The 16,997-nt window shown below is 67.7% G+C and carries 16 protein-coding genes and 1 pseudogene; 6 read left to right on the top strand and 11 right to left on the bottom strand.

The genetic code is table 11. The features are described from left to right. Positions 1–112 (top strand): annotated as a pseudogene (locus N1F91_RS21335) (IS110 family transposase); the annotation flags it as partial. A gap of 651 nt (positions 113–763) precedes the next feature. Here the strand turns inward: N1F91_RS21335 and N1F91_RS21330 are convergent. From N1F91_RS21330 to N1F91_RS21295, 8 genes are all read right to left on the bottom strand, one after another. Next, positions 764–2,401: a dihydroxyacetone kinase subunit DhaK gene (locus tag N1F91_RS21330; protein ID WP_289995266.1), complete on the bottom strand. Its 1,638-nt coding sequence runs from the start codon at positions 2,399–2,401 to the stop codon at positions 764–766. An 11-nt stretch (positions 2,402–2,412) separates the two neighbouring features. Next, positions 2,413–3,414: an ABC transporter ATP-binding protein gene (locus N1F91_RS21325; RefSeq protein ID WP_289995265.1), complete on the bottom strand. Its 1,002-nt coding sequence runs from the start codon at positions 3,412–3,414 to the stop codon at positions 2,413–2,415. Next, on the bottom strand, positions 3,407–4,525 hold the full coding sequence (locus N1F91_RS21320) for an ABC transporter ATP-binding protein (protein WP_289995263.1): 1,119 nt from the start codon (positions 4,523–4,525) through the stop codon (positions 3,407–3,409). The genes N1F91_RS21325 and N1F91_RS21320 overlap by 8 nt, the downstream gene beginning before the upstream one ends. Further along, positions 4,518–4,961 (bottom strand): DUF1801 domain-containing protein, encoded by a 444-nt coding sequence (locus N1F91_RS21315; RefSeq protein WP_289995261.1) that lies wholly within the window; start codon positions 4,959–4,961, stop codon positions 4,518–4,520. Before N1F91_RS21315 ends, N1F91_RS21320 begins: the two co-directional genes overlap by 8 nt. A gap of 5 nt (positions 4,962–4,966) precedes the next feature. Beyond that, positions 4,967–5,155, bottom strand: coding sequence for a hypothetical protein (locus tag N1F91_RS21310; protein WP_289995260.1), 189 nt, complete (start codon positions 5,153–5,155; stop codon positions 4,967–4,969). Then, positions 5,152–6,087 carry a carbohydrate ABC transporter permease gene (locus tag N1F91_RS21305; RefSeq protein WP_289995259.1) on the bottom strand — a complete coding sequence of 312 codons (936 nt, stop codon included), beginning with the start codon at positions 6,085–6,087 and terminating at the stop codon, positions 5,152–5,154. Before N1F91_RS21305 ends, N1F91_RS21310 begins: the two co-directional genes overlap by 4 nt. Beyond that, positions 6,084–7,031 carry a sugar ABC transporter permease gene (locus N1F91_RS21300; protein ID WP_289995256.1) on the bottom strand — a complete coding sequence of 316 codons (948 nt, stop codon included), beginning with the start codon at positions 7,029–7,031 and terminating at the stop codon, positions 6,084–6,086. Before N1F91_RS21300 ends, N1F91_RS21305 begins: the two co-directional genes overlap by 4 nt. Before the next feature lie 84 nt (positions 7,032–7,115). Beyond that, positions 7,116–8,441: an ABC transporter substrate-binding protein gene (locus tag N1F91_RS21295; protein WP_289995255.1), complete on the bottom strand. Its 1,326-nt coding sequence runs from the start codon at positions 8,439–8,441 to the stop codon at positions 7,116–7,118. A gap of 307 nt (positions 8,442–8,748) precedes the next feature. Between N1F91_RS21295 and N1F91_RS21290 the strand changes: the two genes are divergently transcribed. Both N1F91_RS21290 and N1F91_RS21285 read left to right on the top strand, forming a co-directional pair. Continuing rightward, positions 8,749–9,735: a hypothetical protein gene (locus tag N1F91_RS21290; RefSeq protein ID WP_289995254.1), complete on the top strand. Its 987-nt coding sequence runs from the start codon at positions 8,749–8,751 to the stop codon at positions 9,733–9,735. 27 nt (positions 9,736–9,762) lie between these two features. Further along, on the top strand, positions 9,763–11,703 hold the full coding sequence (locus N1F91_RS21285) for a tripartite tricarboxylate transporter permease (RefSeq protein WP_289995252.1): 1,941 nt from the start codon (positions 9,763–9,765) through the stop codon (positions 11,701–11,703). Here N1F91_RS21285 and N1F91_RS21280 read toward each other — a convergent pair. After that, positions 11,689–13,164: a class I adenylate-forming enzyme family protein gene (locus N1F91_RS21280; protein ID WP_289995251.1), complete on the bottom strand. Its 1,476-nt coding sequence runs from the start codon at positions 13,162–13,164 to the stop codon at positions 11,689–11,691. The genes N1F91_RS21285 and N1F91_RS21280 overlap by 15 nt on opposite strands. Before the next feature lie 232 nt (positions 13,165–13,396). Between N1F91_RS21280 and N1F91_RS21275 the strand changes: the two genes are divergently transcribed. The 3 genes from N1F91_RS21275 (at position 13,397) to N1F91_RS21265 (ending at position 15,653) form a co-directional block, all read left to right on the top strand. Next, entirely contained in the window at positions 13,397–14,344 is a 948-nt protein-coding gene (locus N1F91_RS21275) for a 3-hydroxyacyl-CoA dehydrogenase (protein ID WP_289995249.1), read from the top strand. Between the two features lie 199 nt (positions 14,345–14,543). Further along, on the top strand, positions 14,544–14,696 hold the full coding sequence (locus N1F91_RS21270; RefSeq protein WP_289995246.1) for a hypothetical protein: 153 nt from the start codon (positions 14,544–14,546) through the stop codon (positions 14,694–14,696). Between the two features lie 105 nt (positions 14,697–14,801). Then, on the top strand, positions 14,802–15,653 hold the full coding sequence (locus N1F91_RS21265; RefSeq protein ID WP_289995245.1) for an extensin family protein: 852 nt from the start codon (positions 14,802–14,804) through the stop codon (positions 15,651–15,653). Positions 15,654–15,723: 70 nt separating this feature from the next. Here N1F91_RS21265 and N1F91_RS21260 read toward each other — a convergent pair whose 3' ends face one another. Next, on the bottom strand, positions 15,724–16,758 hold the full coding sequence (locus N1F91_RS21260; protein WP_289995243.1) for an aspartate-semialdehyde dehydrogenase: 1,035 nt from the start codon (positions 16,756–16,758) through the stop codon (positions 15,724–15,726). Between the two features lie 107 nt (positions 16,759–16,865). Continuing rightward, entirely contained in the window at positions 16,866–16,991 is a 126-nt protein-coding gene (locus N1F91_RS21255; protein WP_289995240.1) for a hypothetical protein, read from the bottom strand. Between the last annotated feature and the right edge of the window lie 6 nt (positions 16,992–16,997).

Raw genomic sequence — 16,997 nt, 5'->3', positions numbered from 1 at the left:
GCGCCTCGTCGAGGCCGGAAAACCGAAGCGCCTCGCACTCACAGCCGTCATGCGAAAGATCGTCGTCATCGCAAACGCAAGGCTCGCACAACTCGAAGCGCAACTGACTTGATGAGGACCCCCGGGGTGGCTGCACCCTTCGCCAGGTCCGCGCCACTTCTCTTCGTCAGCAACTCTGTAGCACCGGTAACCTCGTTGAATCCGTCGAGGCTCCCCTTCGGCACGCTCGCGATCGCGCCCGAGCATCAGGCCCGCCGAAGTGGCTGCACCCTGGACAGCCCCCGCGATCGCGTCATTCCGGACCGCATGCCGAGCGCAGCGGAGGCGGCCGGATCCGGAATCGATTCCGTGACCTCCGCGGGAGGGACCTCGACACGATCCGCGTCACGGAACAGGTTCCGGACAGCCGCTCCGTGCGGTTCGTCTTCCGGAATGACGCGGGTGTGGCGGCCGGCATCGGGACCGCCCTCGCCTTCGCCTGGCGCCGCACCGCCTTCGTCATCCCGGAACGACGTCCGAGCGCAGCGAAGGACGGCGTATCCGGGATCCATGCCTCGCCGTTTCCGCCGGGCGATCCAATGCAGAACAGTCCTGCAGGTCGCCGCCCCTTCTCCATCATCCCGCTCGTCGACCCCGCTCGCGGCGGGAATCCTCGGATCTGCGCGATGGCCGTCGGACTGCTCCGTCCGGGACGACGACGTGCAGGGAAGGCGCGTGTGAGTCCTCCGGCCGCGGCCGTTGCAACGGGCGCCGCGGCCTGCCGCTAGGCCGTCGCGGCGGTCCCGTCGCGCAGCTTCTCCAGCAGCCGCGCCACCGCCTCGGCGCCGGGATCGTTGACGCCCTTCAGGCGGTCCTCGGAAATATAGCTGGCGCGTCCGGCCTTGGCCTTGCGCATGCCACCGGTGGCATCGGCGCCCGCGCGTGCCGCCGCCGCCGCTGCGGCGACGCCCTCCGGCAGGGTCTCGAGCGCCGGCACCAGCGCGTCGATCATCGTCCGGTCGCCGGGCTCGGCACCGCCCACCTGGCGGATCCGCGCCAGCCCCGCCTTCAGCGCCGAGATCCAGTCCTTGCCGCCGGCCGAGGCATCGCCCGCGGCGGTGAAGAAGATGGCGAGCAGCACGCCCGACGAGCCGCCCATGGTCTGCGACAGTTCCATGCCGATCGCCCGGTAGAGCTGGGTGAGGTCGGCGAGCGGCAGGCGGTCGAGGGCGGCCACCAGAGCCCGCGCGGCGGTGGCGAGCGTGGTGCCGGTGTCGCCGTCGCCCGCGCGCGAATCGAGCACGTTGAGGTCGGCCTCGGCGGCAATCAGGATGTCGCAGCACGACTTGAGCAGCGCCCGCCGGTCCGGATGCGCCGAAGGCATCGGCTGGATCGGCGTCAGCCCGTCGGGCAGGGGCATCACCTCCACCTTGCCGAAGGGGGCGAGCCCCGGCCAGGCCCATGGCGCCACCTTCGCCAGGAGGGCGGCTTCGGCTTCCTTGGTCAGCGGCATCAGCGAGAGCGAGAAGCCCTGCATGTCGAGGGATGTCATCATCGCCGCCGGCCCGACGATGAAGCGGATCTGGTCGGCAATGGGCGAGCGTGCGAGTTCCTCGGCGAGCACCGACATCTCGAGCTGCGTCGCGCCGCCGAGATTGTTGAGCAGCGCCACGTGCGGGCCGGGCTTCAATCGCGCGGCGAGCCGGTCGATCACCATCTCCATCGCCTGGCGCGCATTCTCGAAGACCACCTGCTCGGCGCCGGCTTCGCCATGAATGCCGAGGCCGAGCTCGGCGAAGCCGGCCGCGATGCGGTCGTGCTTGGGCGAGCCCGGGATGGTGCAGGTGTCGAGCGACATGCCGATCGAGATGACGCCGTCGATGGTGCGCCGCGCTGCCGCGGTGACGGCTTCGAGGCTCTCGCCGGCCTCTGCCAGCGCGCCGGCGATCTTGTGGACGAACAGCGTGCCGGCCACGCCGCGCGCCTGCGGCAGGTCGGGCAGCGCCACGTCGTCGTCGACGATCACCATGTTGACCGACAGGCCGAAGGTGCGCGCCCGCTCGGCAGCCAGGCCGAAGTTCAGCCGGTCGCCGGTGTAGTTCTTGACGATCAGCAGGCAGCCGGCCTTGCCGGTCACGGTCAGGATGGCGGCGAGCACGGCATCGACCGAAGGCGAGGCGAAGACGTCGCCGCAGACGGCGGCCGTCAGCATGCCCTGGCCGACGAAGCCGGCATGGGCGGGCTCGTGGCCGGAGCCGCCGCCCGAGACGATGGCGACCTTGGAGCGGTCCCAGTCGGTGCGCACCGCGACCTTGATGTGCGGATAGCCATCGAGCCTGGCGATCCGCCCGCCCGCGCCGCGCAGGAAGCCGTCGAGCGCCTCCACGACCACCGTGTCCTTGTTGTTGAAAAACTGGGTCATGCGGCTTCTCCTCAAGCGATACGGGTGCCGTCGGCGGCGAAAAAGAGCGGGTCGTTCGGCGCGATGCGCAGCGTGGCGCCGGGTAGCAGCGGCGTGTGCGGGTCGGCAAGCGTCACCACCGGGTGGCCGTCGACGACGAGATGCAGGCGCGTCTGGTCGCCGAGATGCTCGACGCGCGTCACGCGGGCCTCGCGCCCGTCCGCCGCGTCCTGGCGGATGTGCTCGGGCCGCAGGCCGATGAAGGCGGCACCGGCCGGCGCCTGGCCAAACAGCGTGGCGGGCAGGGTGTTGATGCGCGGCTGGCCGAGGCGCTGCGCGACGGTGAGGCTGACCGGCGCCTCGTAGATCGCGCGCGGCGTGCCGAACTGTACCAGCCGGCCGGCATCGAGCACGCCGACATGGGTGGCCATGGTCATGGCTTCGATCTGGTCGTGGGTGACGTAGATCACCGTTGCGCCGAGGTCGGCCTGGATGCGTTTCAGTTCGATGCGCAGGTCGGCGCGCAGCTTGGCGTCCAGCGACGACAGCGGCTCGTCCATCAGGAAGACCTGCGGCTTGCGCACCAGCGCGCGGCCGATCGAGACGCGCTGCATCTCGCCGCCCGAGAGTGCGGTCGCCTTGTTGTCCAGCTTGTGGGCGATCCGCAGCACCTCCGCGACCTCCCGGATGCGCCGCTCGATCACGTCCGGGGGCGTGCGCAGCAGCGGCGACTGGAGGGGGAAGGCGAGGTTCTGGCGCACGGTCAGATGCGGATAGAGCGAATACTGCTGGAACACCATCGCGACGTTGCGCTCGGCGGGCGTGTCGGAAACTACGCTGCGCCCGCCGATCGAGATCTCTCCCGAATCCGGCCTCTCCAGCCCGGCGATGAGGCGCAGCGTCGTGGTCTTGCCCGCGCCCGTGGGGCCGAGCAGCACGACGAAAGCGCCGTCGGGCACGGAGAGATCCATGGCGTCGACGGCGACGGTCGCGCCGAAGGCCTTGGAGACGCCCCTGAGAACGACGTCAGCCATGGGCGTTCTCCCGCGGCTGCGCGCCGCGCCGCATCGGCCGTTCGACGGCAAGCGCAATCCCGGTGCCGGCGTCGAAGAGCGACAGCGTCTGCGTGTTGAAGGTCAGGCCGACGGGCTCGCCCACATGCACGCTTTCGGACGAGGCGATGCGCGCCTTGACGATGCCGTTGGGCGTGTCGAGCGTGACGATCTGCGTCGTGCCGAGATACTCGGCGGCCACCACACCGCCGCGGTAAGGTGCCGAGTCGTCGAGCCGGACGTGCTCCGGCCGCACGCCGAGCACGGCCTTCGCCCCACGGGTCGCTTCCTTCGCCAGCGGCACCGGGATCTCGACGCCCGACAGCCACACGCTGGTCGCGCCTTCGGGCACGGCCGCGTCGAATCGCAGAAAATTCATCGGCGGCGAGCCGATGAACTCGGCCACGAACAATGTCGCCGGCTCGTCGTAGATGTCCTGCGGCGTGCCCCATTGTTCGACCACGCCATGGTTCATGACGACGATCTTGTCGCCCATCTGCATGGCCTCGAGCTGGTCGTGGGTGACGTAGACGGTGGTGGCGCCCATGCGGTCGTGCAGGGCGCGCAGCTCCTCGGCCATGTGCTCGCGGAACTCCGCGTCGAGCGCCCCGAGCGGCTCGTCCATCAGGAAGGCCTTGGGCCGGCGCACGATGGCGCGGCCGAGCGCGACGCGCTGGCGGTCGCCGGCCGACAGTCCGCCCACCGGCCGGTCGAGAATCGCCTCGATGCCGAGGATGCGGGCGATCTCGGCCACCCGCGTGCGGACCTCGGCGCGCGGCACGCCCTGGCTGACCAGCGGGTAGGAGATGTTGCGGCGCACGTTCATGTGCGGGTAGAGCGCAAACATCTGGAACACGAAGGCGATGTCGCGTGCGCTCGCCCGCATGTTGGCAACGTCCTTGCCGTCGAGAAGGATCTGCCCGGAGGTCGGCAGCTCCAGCCCGGCGATCATGCGCAGCGTCGTCGTCTTGCCGCAGCCCGACGGGCCGAGCAGCATGAAGAACTCGCCATCGGCGATGGTGAAGCTCGACCCCTTGACGGCGGTGAAGCTGCCGAACTCCTTGCGCAGGTTGCGGATCACGATTTCAGCCATGTGCACAAACGCCTTCGACGGCCTTGTCGTGGTGGTAGGTCAGCGCCATCCCGATGCAGATCGCCAGGATGCCCGTCTCTGTGGGGCCGTCGATCCGCTGCAGCAGCGCGCGGTTGCCGGCGCATTCCACCGCATCGAAGAAGGTCGCTCTGAAGCGGTCCACGAGGTTGGTTCGGCAGTTCACGTAGATCGCGACGTGGTCAGGCGTGTTGCGATGCCAACCGAGACGGATCGTCGTTCCTGCACGCGTGGCCTCGGTGAGGTAGGCGGGTTCGCCCCATTTGAGCGTTTCGGTCAAGGGGCCGACGCCTTTCTCCTTCGCCACGCGGAAGACGATCCGGCGCAGCTCCAGCAGCCGGTACCGGGCCGGCGCCGGAAAGGCATCGAAAGCGGCGCAGACCGCGGGAGGTATCTCGGGGGCGAGGACGTCGGTCATGCCGGTCATTCCGGAAAATGGCTGACGACGATGAACATCACCGTGCCGGTCAGCGTCACCGCGAAGGACCAGGTATAGGCCGCGAGCGCGAAGGGCTGCATGAGCATGACGACGCCCGCCGCGATCAGCACGGTCGCGACCGTTTCCCATGGGCCGCGGCGCAGGCGGATCAGGCCGTTGACGAAGCCTCTCATTTGCGCACCGCGCCGAAGGTGATGCCGCGCAACAGGTGCTTGCGCAGGAGGATGGTGAAGACCATCACCGGCACCAGGAACAGCGTGGCGCCCGCCGCCACCGCCGGCCAGTCCTTGCCGACGCCGATGATGGTGGGGATGAAGGGTGGCGCAGTCTGCGCGGTGCCCGAGGTCAGGAGCACGGCGAATGCATATTCGTTCCAGGCGAAGATCAGGCAGAAGATGGCGGTGGAGGCGATGCCGGTCGTCGCCTGCGGCAGCACCACCTTGTAGAAGGCCTGGAAGCGTGTGTAGCCGTCGATCAGCGCCGCCTCCTCGTATTCGACCGGGATCTCGTCGATGAAGCCCTTGAGCAGCCAGACCGAGAGCGACAGGTTCACCGCCGTGTAGAGCAGGATCATGCCGAGATGGGTGTCCGACAGGCCGAGCTGGCGGAACATCAGGAAGATCGGGATCGCCACCGCGATCGGCGGCATCATGCGCGTCGACAGGATGAAGAACATCAGGTCGTCCTTCAGCGGCACCTTGAAGCGCGAGAAGGCGTAGGCCGCCAGCGTGCCCAGGAAGATCGACAGGAAGGTGGAGCCGAAGCCGATGATGACGGAGTTGACGAAGCGCTCGCCATAGCGGCTGGGTCCTGAGATCACCATGTCGTACTGGCGCACGATGGCGTCGTACCAGGTCTCCGGCGGGCCGAGCTGGGCCAGCGTCTCCGGCGTCGCCCGCGAGCGGGTGGTGAACAGGTTGACGTAGCCTTCCAGCGTCGGCTCGTAGATCAGCTTCGGCGGATAGGCGATGGCGTCGCCGGGCGACTTGAAGCCTGTGGCGATGATCCAGGCCAGCGGCATGATCGTCACCAGCGCATAGCCGACGACGAGGATGCCGGCGCACCATTTCTGCAGCCGGGACGGCTCGGTGACGGAATGGTTCATCGTTCCTTCACCTTGTTCAGCGCCTTCACGTAGATCGAGGCGAGGCCGAAAACCGTCACGAACAGGATGATTGCATAGGCGGAGGAATAGCCTGTCCGCCACTTCTCGAAGGCCTCGCGCTTGAGGTTGATCGAGGTCAGCTCCGTGATGCTGCCCGGGCCGCCGCCGGTGAGCTGCACCACGAGGTCGAACATCTTGAAGTTCTCGATGCCGCGAAACAGCACGGCGAGCATCAGGAAGGGCAGCACCATGGGGATGGTGATGGTCCAGAACTGGCGCCACCGGGACGCCCGATCCACCTCGGCCGCTTCGTAGATGTAGTCGGGGATCGAGCGCAGACCGGCGAGGCAGATCAGCATCACGAAGGGCGTCCACATCCAGGTGTCGACGATGACGATCGACCAGGGTGCAAGCCTGACGTCGCCGATCATCGAGAAGGAGGACGGGTCGACGCCCGAGACGAAGGCCACCACGTAGTTGAACAGGCCGATCTGCGGCTGGTAGAGGAAGGTCCAGAAATTGCCCACCACCGCGGGCGAGAGCATCATGGGCAGGACGATGATCGTCGTCCAGAGATCGTTGCCCTTGAACTTCTTGTTGATCAGGTAGGCGAGCGAAAAGCCGATCAGCACCTGGAAGACCAGCGTCCAGACCAGGAAATGCGCCGTCGCCTGCATCGAGTTCCAGATGTCGGGATCTGTCAGGATGCGCTCGTAATTGCGCAGGCCGACCCATTCGAGTTCGGCATTGGTGCGGTTGGCGCGGTAGTTGGTGAGGCTCAGCCTGATCGTCCAGATCAGCGGAAAGATGTTGATGGCGAGCAGCAGCAGGATCGTCGGAACGATGAAGATCCAGGCCAGCGCGCGGTCGGAGAGACCGCCTATCCGGCGCCGCAGCGCGCCCGGCGCGGCGGCCCGCTCGCGGCTGATGATGTCGTCGGTCATGACGGCCAGGCCCGTTCTGGATGATCGCTTTGAACCCGGGCGGAGCGGGTCGGCCCCGCCCGGGATGGTCGGTGAGGCCGGCGGCTAGAGCTTGCCATCGTCCTCGAAGGTTTCGGTCCAGTCGGCCACGAGCCCGTCGAGCGCCTCCTTGGCCGTGCCGTTGCCGGCGACGACATAGTCGTGGAAGCGGCGCTGGCTGGCCTGCAGCAGTGTCGCATAGCTCGGCTCGGCCCAGAAATCCTTCACCACGGCCATCGAGTCGAGGAAGGTCTGCGCATAGGGCTGGCTCTGCGGGAAGGCCGGGTCGAGCGTCACCGCCTTCAGGCAGGAGAAGCCGCCCATTTCCCACCACTTGGCCTGCACCGCCGGCTGGGCGAACCACTTGATGTATTCGAGCGCGGCGTCCTGCTTCTCGGAGTAGGAAACGACCGAGATGCCCTGACCGCCGAGCTGGGCGAACTGGTCGCCGTCGGGGCCGGCCGGGTTGACGAAATAGCCCGTCTTGCCGCCGCCCACGTTCGCGTCGCTCTCGAAGCCCGGCCAGGTGAAGGCGAAGTTCATCTGCAGCGCGACCTGGCCCGACTTGAAGGCGTCGATGCCTTCCGACATGTAGCCGTTGGACGAGCCGGGCGGCGTGCAGCAGTCGTAGAGCGCCTTGTAGTACTCGAGACCTGCGACCGCACCCGGTCCGTTGACGAAGCCGTCCATGTCGTAGGGCTTGTCGGGGTTCTCGTACCTGAAGCCGAAGGAGTAGAGCACGTCCATGGCGCCCATGGTGATGCCCTCGGAGCCGCGCTCGGTGTAGATCGAGGCGCCGTAGACCGTCTTTCCGTCGACCTCGCGGCCCTGGAAGAACTCGGCGATATCCTTCAGCTCGGCGAAGGTCGCCGGTACGCCGAGGTCGCGGCCGTACTTTTCCTTGAAGGCGGCCTGCAGTTCCGGCTTCTCGAACCAGTCCTTGCGGTAGGTCCAGCCGACGACGTCGCCGAAGGCGGGCAGGGCCCAGTAGTTGGGCGTGTTCTTCGGCCATTCCGAATAGCCGGTCACCGTGGCGTCGATGAAGTCGCTCATCTTGATGCCGTTGGCATCGAAGAAGTCGTTGAGCTTGACGTAGTGGCCGTTCTCGGCCGAACCGCCGATCCACTGGCTGTCGCCGATCATCAGACCGCAGAGCTTGCCGCCCGAGTTGAGCTCGTTGAGCATGCGGTCGGCGAAGTTGGGCCAGGGCACGAACTCGAACTTCATCGTGTGGCCGGATTGCGCCTCGAACTCCTTGGACAGTTCCACCAGCGCGTTGGCCGGGTCCCAGGCAGCCCAGCACAGAGTGAGGTCGGCAGCCTGCGCGTTCGTTGCGGACAAGGCAGCCGTTATCGACAAGGCGGCTGTGGCCGCCAGATGGGCACGTCTCATGATTGATCCTCCCGTATGGGCGCCGAGCGCCGACGTAAGGGAAGCTAGATGAGGTACGTACCTCATGTCAATCGCCCTGTGATGCGATCGCAGAGGATGCGACCTACCGACGGGATCCGCCTGCCTCGCCGGTGACTGCGACGCCGCCCGCTCGCCGTCACTGCGCGCGCAAGCGGCAGCAGCGGCTTGCGACACGCGGGGAGGGCGGTCTAGGGTGTGCGGGGTCGTGCGCCATCCAACGGCTTGTTCGCGTCACGGTCGTGACGGGAAAGCGCGCCGAGGCCGGGGCACCAGGGGGACGATGGCGATGCTGCGCAGGTTTTCGTGTGTGATGGTGGCCGTGGGCCTGGCTGCGCTGCTCGCGGTGCCGGCCCTTGCAGGCGAGACGATAACGCTGAAGATCGGTTATCCGGCAGGCGGCGGGTTCGACCTCTCCGGGCGACTGGTGGCGCGCCATCTTGGAAAGCATCTCGACGGAAATCCGTCCTTCGTCGTGCAGAACGTGCCCGGCGGCGGCAGCCTGAAGCTGACGGAGATGTTGCAGGATTCCGAGCCCGGCGACGGTTCCGTCATCGGCATGGTCGGCCCCACCATGGCCACCGCACCGCTTCTCGATCCCGCCATGCAGCAGCTGCGGGTGTCCGAGTTCCGCTGGATCGGCGGGCTTCGAAACGAGGCGTCCGTCTGCATCACCGGGAGGAAGAGCGGCGTGGTGACCGTGGACGACTTCCGCACCGGCGACATCCTGATCGGGGCGTCGGGCAAGGCCAGTACAACCTACCTGCATGCGGCAGTGGTCAAGGCCATCCTCGGCGCCCGCTTCACCATCGTGACCGGTTTTCAGGGCATCAACGACATCGATGCGGCTATCGAGCGCGGCGAGATCGCCGGGCGTTGTAGCGCGACCTATTCTTCGCTTCGGTCCATGGGGTTACTCGACAGCGTGAACGTCATCCTGACGGTCGTGGCCGATGCGGCCACGGACACGGCGAAGGTTCCGCTCCTCTCCGATCTGGCCGCGTCGCAGCGCGATCGGGACGCGATACAGGCCATCACGGGAACGCTGACCTTCCACCATCCGCTCCTGCTTCCGTCGGCCGCTTCGCCGGAGATCGTCGCGACCTATCGCGCGGCCTTCGACCGGATGGTCCGCGACCCGGCCTTCCTGGCCGAAGCGGAGGCGCTGAAGGTCGAGATTTCGGCGACCGGCGGAGCGCGGATCGACGAACTGGTGAAGGGCTACTATGCCAGCCCGCCGGAGACGATCGCGCGCGCCCGGGAACTGATCCGGTAGCGGCGAAGAGCCCGCACGAGCACCGCGATGGACGTCATCACGACGGCCCTGGCCGAAATGCTCGAGCCCCTGCGGCTGGCGATGCTGTTCGCCGGCGTCTGCGCGGGCCTCGTCATCGGCGTGATCCCGGGCATCGGCGGGCTGTTCGGCATGGCGCTGCTGATCCCCCTTTCCTTCGGTCTCGATGCCTATTCGGCCATCGCGCTGCTTCTCGGCATGTCCTCGGTGACGACGACGTCGGACACCATCCCGGCCGTTCTCATCGGCGTTCCGGGCACGGTCGGATCGATGGCGACGGTCGTCGACGGGCATGCACTGGCAAAGCGCAACGAGGCTGGGCGCGCGCTGGGCGCGGCCTATTCGGCTTCCATGCTCGGCGGCCTGTTCGGCGCGCTCGTCCTGGCGATCAGCCTGCCGCTCCTGAAGCCGCTGCTGCTCATGCTGCGCACGCCCGACTTCCTGGCGATCACGCTGCTCGGGCTTTCGCTCGTCGCGCTGCTGGTCGGCCGCGACCCGCTGAAAGGTTTCGCCGCCGCGGGCGCTGGTCTCATCCTTTCCTTCGTCGGCGTCGACGACCAGACCGCTGCACACCGCTGGACCTTCGGCCAGGTCTACCTCTGGGACGGCCTGCCGCTCGGCGCACTCTTCCTCGGCCTCTTCGGTATCCCTGAGGTCGCTTCGATGATGTCGAGGCGGTCGATCGCCGAGCCCGGAACGGGCGTGACGACCGGGGTGCGGGAAGGGATCGGTGACACGCTTCGCGAGTGGCGGCTGGTGCTGCAGTGCAGCGGCATCGGAGCGCTGCTCGGCGCCCTTCCCGGCGTCGGGCTCTCGGTCGTCAGCTGGATCGCCTACGGCTTTGCCAGGCGTCGTCGCGGCGACGGCCCGGCCTTCGGGGAAGGCAACATCCGCGGCGTCATCGGACCGGAAAGCGCCAACAATGCCACCGATGGCGGCTCGCTCATCCCCACCATCGCGCTCGGGATTCCCGGTGGCGCAGGCACGGCGCTCCTGCTCGGCGCGCTGATCGTGCACGGGATCGTGCCGGGTCCGCACATGCTGGAAGCCAACGCTTCGGTCACGGTGGCGATGATCTTCAGCCTCGCCATGGCGAACGTCATCGGCGCGGGCCTGTGCCTGGGCCTGTCCCGGCCGCTGTCGCGCGTCGCCACGGTCGGCTCGCACATCATCGGGCCGATCGCCCTCGTCTTCGTCATCCTCGGCGCCTTCCAGTCGTCGGCGAGCGTCCAGGACGTCGTGGTGCTGGCCTGCTTCGGCGTCGTCGGCATGCTGATGAAGGCCCGCGAATGGCCACGGCCGGCACTCGCGCTGGGCTTCGTGCTGGGTGAACTGGTGGAGCGGAACTTCTTCCTGTCCTGGCAGATCTTCGGCTGGTCGACATTCCTGCGGCCGAGCTTCCTGCTCGTGGTCCTGCTTCTGGCCGTCCAGATCCTCTGGCATCTGTCCGGCCGGGGCCGGCGGGATGACACGCAGCCGTCGCCGCCGCCCGGAAGCGTCTGGAACGCCATCGTGGTGTTCTCGATCGCCGGCTTTGTGCTGCTCACGGCGCGGGCCCTGCCGGCCGAGGCGGCCCTGTTCCCGTCGATCACGGCCGTCTTCCTCCTCCTCGTCGCCGCCGCCATGCTCGTCAGGGTGCTTATCCAGCGGCGAGCCTGCGGTTCCGGTGTCGTCCCGGCGAGCGCGGCTGCGGATCCGGTTCCTGTCCGGGCCGGTGGCGCGGTTGTCGTCGGAATACCGGCCTTCCTTGCCGGTCTGTTCCTGTTCGGCCCCCTTCTTTCGAGCGGCCTGCTCGTCGCCGCGACGATGCGGTGGGGCGGCGAAAGTCTTGCGCGCTCCGCCTTGGGTGGCGCCATGGTGGCGCTCGTCGTCCACCTGGTCTTCGACCGGCTGATCTCGACGCCGTGGCCGCGCAGTCTGCTCGAGACGGCCTTGTCAGCCCTCTCTTGAAAACATCGCGGCCACCGCCGAACGCACCAGCTTGCCGCTGGCGTTGTATGGCAGGCTCTCGACAATCCTGATGATGCGCGGTCGCTTGTCCGGGGCGAGGCTGCGGATGCAGAAGGCGCGGAACGCCTGTTCGTCGCCACCGCTGCAGACGATGGCAGCGACGATCTCCTGGCCATAGACCGGATCCTCGATCCCTGCCACGGCGGCGTCCTGGATCAGGGGGTGCTGGATCAGGATCGCCTCGATCTCCTGCGGCGAAACGTTGACGCCGCCGCGGATGATCATGTCCGCGTCGCGCCCGACGATCGTCAGGAAGCCGTCCTCGTCGAGGCTCCCGATGTCGCCCGCGATCCCCCAGTCGGCCCCGCGCTGCTCTCGGCCTTCCGATCGGCCGGTATCGGCTTCGATCGTCACGTCGCTGATGTAGGGCGTGACGACCTTGATCAGGCCCGCGACCCCGCGCGGCAGGGAGACCCCCGTTGCCGGGTCGATGATCTCGATGGTGACGCCGTTGATCGGCCGCCCAACCGTTTCGGGCAGCCTCAGCACGTCCTCGCCGGCCAGCATGGTCGCCGTCCCGGTCAGGTTGGACGAATAGGCCATGCGGTAGCCGGGCGAAAGGCAGCGATAGGCGGCGATCTTGTCCTGCGGCCGCGCCGGCCCGCCGCTGCTGCGCAGCAGCTGCAGATGCGGGAAATAGGGTTCGGACCGCTCCCCGATCTCCTTGACCATCGTGGCGATGATACTCGGCGGCAGCGCCGTTCCCGCGGCGCGTGTCGCCGACAGCGTCTCTATCAGTTCCCCGGCCGAAGCCATCGGCGGCGTGAAGTGGATACGCCCGCCGCTGATCAGGGCGTTCAGCACCCGGGCGCGGGTCGCCGAGATCGACAGGCTCATGGGTGCCAGAAACGGACCGTCGGCGGGGCGCCGCGGTGCGACGCCGTGTTTCATCCGGCCCATGATGACGTCGTGGCTCTGGAGGTAGATCTTCGGCAGCCCGGTCGTCCCGGACGAGAGGGCGCAGACGGCGAACGAGTTTCGCGGATTGACGTCGTTGGCGTAGTCCGCCCAAGGCGCAGGCTGGCGCCAGGTCTCGTCGAAGGGAGCCCACGGATAGTCATCGGGCGCCTTCGGCATGCGTCGCCCTTCGACCGAAAGCGACGCGCCGATCCGCCCGGCCAGGGCCGATCGCTGCGCGCCCGGCGTGCGAAAGTCCATCATCAGCACGCAGGCGCCGACCATCCAGCTGCCGATCATCCCCGCGAGCAGGTCGACGTTCGACTGCAGGTAGAGCGCGACCCGGCTGTCCTGGCCGCAGCCATGGGCTTTCAGCATTGTCGCGAAGCCGGCCGATCGCGCCAGCAGTTCGCCCGCGGTCAGGTCCGCCTCTCCGGAGATGACAGGTCGATCCGGATCGGCCGACAAGGTGTCGACGACTGCCTTTGCAAGTGTACCGAGCATTGGACACTCCGGCGAATGGGTGCTGATCTACCGAAACCTTGCGCACCCATATCGCCGCAGTTGCCGTAAGGCAATGAAATGGCACCCGCGTTGGGCGTGACCAGGGTCCGTCGGATCATGCACGCGTCAGCCTGCGCGCTCCATCACAAGGATGGATTTGCAGCCTCGCTGTCGTTCCCCGTCGACAGGACGTCCGGCGCGCGCTACCCGGAGGGTCTTCGGGAGGATTTCCATGGCAAAGGTTGCAATCATCGGCAGCGGCTTCATCGGGCGCGCCTGGGCGATCAGTTTCGCGCGGGCGGGCAACGAGGTCGCGATGTGGGATCAGGTCGCGGCGGCGACGGCGGGCGCCCGCGGCTTCATCGAGGGCGTGCTCGGCGACCTCGAGGCCAACGACCTGCTGCGCGGTCAGTCGCCCGAGGCAGTGCTGGCGCGGATCTCCGTCACCGCCGACATCGGCGAGGCGCTGGCCGGTGCCGTCCACGTCCAGGAGAACACGCCCGAGAAGCGCGACGTCAAGCGCGAGGTGTTTTCCCTCATCGACGGCCTCGCGGACGCCGACGCCGTCATCGCCAGTTCCACCTCGGCGCTGCTGCCGTCGAGCTTCACGGAGCATCTCGCCGGACGCCATCGCTGTCTGGTCGTGCACCCGCTCAACCCGCCCTATCTCATTCCGGCGGCGGAAGTGGTGCCCGCCCCCTGGACCTCGCCCGAAACGGTCGAGCGCACGCGCGCGCTCCTGGTGGCCGCCGGACATGCGCCGCTGGTGATGAAGCGCGAGCTCGACGGTTTCATCATGAACCGGCTCCAGGGCGCGCTGCTCGAGGAGGCGTTCCGGCTGGTCGCCGACGGCTATGCCAGCATCGAGGACGTCGACATCGGCATCCGCGACGGGCTTGCACTGCGCTGGTCCTTCATGGGGCCGTTCGAGACGATCGACCTCAACGCGCCGGCAGGCGTGAGGGACTATGTCGAGCGCTATCAGGGCATCTACGAAACCATGTTCCACCAGATGCAGCGCCGGGTGGATTGGGCCGGCCCGGTGCTGGAAACGGTCGAGGCCGACCGCCGCGCGAAGCTGCCCGCCGACCGGCTGGCGGAGCGCCAGGTCTGGCGCGACCGCCGGCTGATGGCGCTGGCCGCCCACAAGCGCAGAACCGACGACGACATCGGCAGCTGACTGGATAAGGCGGACGCGGCTCGGCGGACGCAGGACGATTCCGAGCGTTCGCGCATCGTCTGACGCCGAAAAAAGTCAGCCGCGCCTCGACTCGATCTCGAACCGCCCGATGCCGCGATTCTGCGCGTCCTCGGCAAGCAATGGTTAATCCGCTTGCCGCAAGGTCACTCGGGGAATGATTGCCAGAGGAGGCCTTCGCATGACCAAGGACATCGGCTGGGAACCGGCAAGATCAGCCCCGCCCCTGGAAAAGCCGCTCAAGGGCTTCGGTCGCAGGATCGTCGATCTGTCGCTGCCGCTGCTGCTCGTCTTCGCGGCCTACTGGATCGGCAGCACCTTCTTCGGCTTCTGACGCCGCCGCTCCGTGCATCGTCGGCCGAGAGCCGGCGAAGGGTGGGGAGCCATCCCGCCTCGAACGCGTTGTGATCGATCAGCCGATCGAGGGGGCGCGACGACCATGAGACTGCCGCGACGACTGTTCCTGCTGCCCATGGTGCTGCTCATCGCCGCCGCCGTCGATCTCCCGGACGAGGCGCCGCGTCCGACCGGCGATCCGCGTCCGGCGGAGGCGCGTTCGCCGGCGCGGGCCGACGACGAAACCGCCAAGCCGCCGTCGCCCGCAGGTGCCGACGGATCCGTCGTTCCCGACAGCGCGACGAATCCTGATCAGGCGAAGGATGACGACGCGGCGCCGGCAGTCCCCGAAGAGAAGCCGGATCCGATCGCCGTCGCGCCGCCGCCCGAGCCTCTGTCCGACGCCGTGATCGCTGCCTGCGAAGCCGAACTCACCAGGCTCGGCGCCGTCTTCATGCGCATGGATCCGGTCAAGGGGGAGGGCGGCTGCGGCGTGCCGCAGCCCTACGACCTGCCCGAACCGGCCCCCGGCGTCTCGCTGGAGCCCGAAACGCGACTGACCTGCCCGGCCGCGCTCGCCACCGCGGGCTGGGTGCGCGACGTGGCGCAGCCGGCCGCCCGCGCGCTCGGCGAAGGCGTTTCGCTGTCAGGTATCGCGCATGCGTCGACCTATGTCTGCCGCGGCCGCAACGGCCAGCCGGGAGCGAAGATCTCGGAACACGCCGCGGGCAGGGCCATCGACGTCAGCCGCTTCGAGTTCGCGGGCCACGAGCCTCTTGCGATCATCCCGCGCCAGGGGAAGGGCAACATCGAGGAGGCGTTCCAGCGCACCGTGCAGGCCGGCGCGTGCCTGCACTTCACGACGGTTCTCGGCCCCGGGTCGGACCCTTTCCACGACGACCATCTGCACCTCGACGTGGCGGCGCGTCGGGGCGGCTACCGGATGTGCCAGTAGCCCGGCGGGCCTTTCCGCTCCCCGCTTGGACGCGAGGGAGACGAAAGACGTCCCCGAACGCGTCGACGCGTCAGGCCGCCTTCTTCTTCGGCTGGATCAGGCCGCGCGCGACCAGCAGCTCGGCGATCTGAACCGCGTTGAGGGCAGCGCCCTTGCGCAGATTGTCGGAAACGATCCACATCGACAGGCCGTTCTCGACGGTGATGTCCTCGCGGATGCGCGAGATGAAGGTCGCGTCCTCGCCGGCCGATTCAAGCGGGGTGATGTAGCCGCCGTCCTCGTGCTTGTCGATCACCTGGCAGCCTGGGGCGTCGCGCAGGATGTCACGCGCCTGCTCGGCCGAGATCGGGTTCTCGAACTCGATGTTGACCGCTTCGGAATGGCCGATGAACACCGGCACGCGCACGCAGGTCGCGGTGAGCTTGATCTTCGGGTCGAGCATCTTCTTCGTCTCGGCCATCATCTTCCACTCTTCCTTCGTGTAGCCGTCCTCCATGAAGACGTCGATGTGGGGGATGACGTTGAAGGCGATACGCTTGGTGAACTTCTTGTTCTCCACCGGATCGGCCACGTAGACCGCGCGGGTCTGCGTGAACAGCTCGTCCATGCCGTCCTTGCCCGCGCCGGATACCGACTGGTAGGTGGCCACCACGACGCGCGTGATCTTGGCGATGTCATGCAGCGGCTTCAGCGCGACGACGAGCTGCGCGGTCGAGCAGTTCGGATTGGCGATGATGTTCTTGCGGGTGAAGCCGGTGATCGCGTCCGGGTTCACTTCCGGCACGATCAGTGGCACGTCCTGATCGTAGCGCCAGGCGCTCGAATTGTCGATCACGACGCAGCCCTGGCGGCCGATCTTCGGCGAGTATTCCTTCGAGACGTTGCCGCCCGCCGACATCAGGCAGATGTCGGTGTCGGAAAAGTCGTAGGTCGCGAGGTCCTTCACCTTCAGCGTCCGGTCGCCATAAGACACTTCCGTGCCGACCGAGCGGCGCGAGGCCAGCGGCACGATCTCGTCCACCGGAAAGCCGCGCTCCTCGAGGATGTTGAGCATCTCGCGCCCGACATTGCCGGTCGCGCCGGCTACTGCGATCTTGAAACCCATCGTGGAAACTCCTGTCCCTCTCCTCTCGCCTGGATTTGTGAACCCGCCGGCCTTGGCGGGTTTCTCCCCGGGCCGGACCCGGGAGAGGGGCGAGCAGGCCGAGGTGGTCAGACCGTGGTGGTCGTCGTTTTGGCCGGGGTTTTGGTGCTGGAGACGATCGCGCGCATGCGGCCGAAGCCGGCGAAGAAGCCGGTCGGGCCGAAAGAAAGGAAAGCCATGGTCAGGCCGCGCATGTCATG

Source organism: Aquibium sp. ELW1220 (assembly GCF_030398385.1).
GTDB lineage: Bacteria > Pseudomonadota > Alphaproteobacteria > Rhizobiales > Rhizobiaceae > Aquibium.
This window is presented reverse-complemented; position numbering and strand designations above follow the sequence as displayed.

Coding starts and splice junctions, on each gene's coding strand:
- N1F91_RS21330 (WP_289995266.1), bottom strand. CDS start 2,401: ATGACCCAGTTTTTCAACAACAAGGACACGGTGGTCGTGGAGGCGCTC.
- N1F91_RS21325 (WP_289995265.1), bottom strand. CDS start 3,414: ATGGCTGACGTCGTTCTCAGGGGCGTCTCCAAGGCCTTCGGCGCGACC.
- N1F91_RS21320 (WP_289995263.1), bottom strand. CDS start 4,525: ATGGCTGAAATCGTGATCCGCAACCTGCGCAAGGAGTTCGGCAGCTTC.
- N1F91_RS21315 (WP_289995261.1), bottom strand. CDS start 4,961: ATGACCGACGTCCTCGCCCCCGAGATACCTCCCGCGGTCTGCGCCGCT.
- N1F91_RS21310 (WP_289995260.1), bottom strand. CDS start 5,155: ATGAGAGGCTTCGTCAACGGCCTGATCCGCCTGCGCCGCGGCCCATGG.
- N1F91_RS21305 (WP_289995259.1), bottom strand. CDS start 6,087: ATGAACCATTCCGTCACCGAGCCGTCCCGGCTGCAGAAATGGTGCGCC.
- N1F91_RS21300 (WP_289995256.1), bottom strand. CDS start 7,031: ATGACCGACGACATCATCAGCCGCGAGCGGGCCGCCGCGCCGGGCGCG.
- N1F91_RS21295 (WP_289995255.1), bottom strand. CDS start 8,441: ATGAGACGTGCCCATCTGGCGGCCACAGCCGCCTTGTCGATAACGGCT.
- N1F91_RS21290 (WP_289995254.1), top strand. CDS start 8,749: ATGCTGCGCAGGTTTTCGTGTGTGATGGTGGCCGTGGGCCTGGCTGCG.
- N1F91_RS21285 (WP_289995252.1), top strand. CDS start 9,763: ATGGACGTCATCACGACGGCCCTGGCCGAAATGCTCGAGCCCCTGCGG.
- N1F91_RS21280 (WP_289995251.1), bottom strand. CDS start 13,164: ATGCTCGGTACACTTGCAAAGGCAGTCGTCGACACCTTGTCGGCCGAT.
- N1F91_RS21275 (WP_289995249.1), top strand. CDS start 13,397: ATGGCAAAGGTTGCAATCATCGGCAGCGGCTTCATCGGGCGCGCCTGG.
- N1F91_RS21270 (WP_289995246.1), top strand. CDS start 14,544: ATGACCAAGGACATCGGCTGGGAACCGGCAAGATCAGCCCCGCCCCTG.
- N1F91_RS21265 (WP_289995245.1), top strand. CDS start 14,802: ATGAGACTGCCGCGACGACTGTTCCTGCTGCCCATGGTGCTGCTCATC.
- N1F91_RS21260 (WP_289995243.1), bottom strand. CDS start 16,758: ATGGGTTTCAAGATCGCAGTAGCCGGCGCGACCGGCAATGTCGGGCGC.
- N1F91_RS21255 (WP_289995240.1), bottom strand. CDS start 16,991: ATGCGCGGCCTGACCATGGCTTTCCTTTCTTTCGGCCCGACCGGCTTC.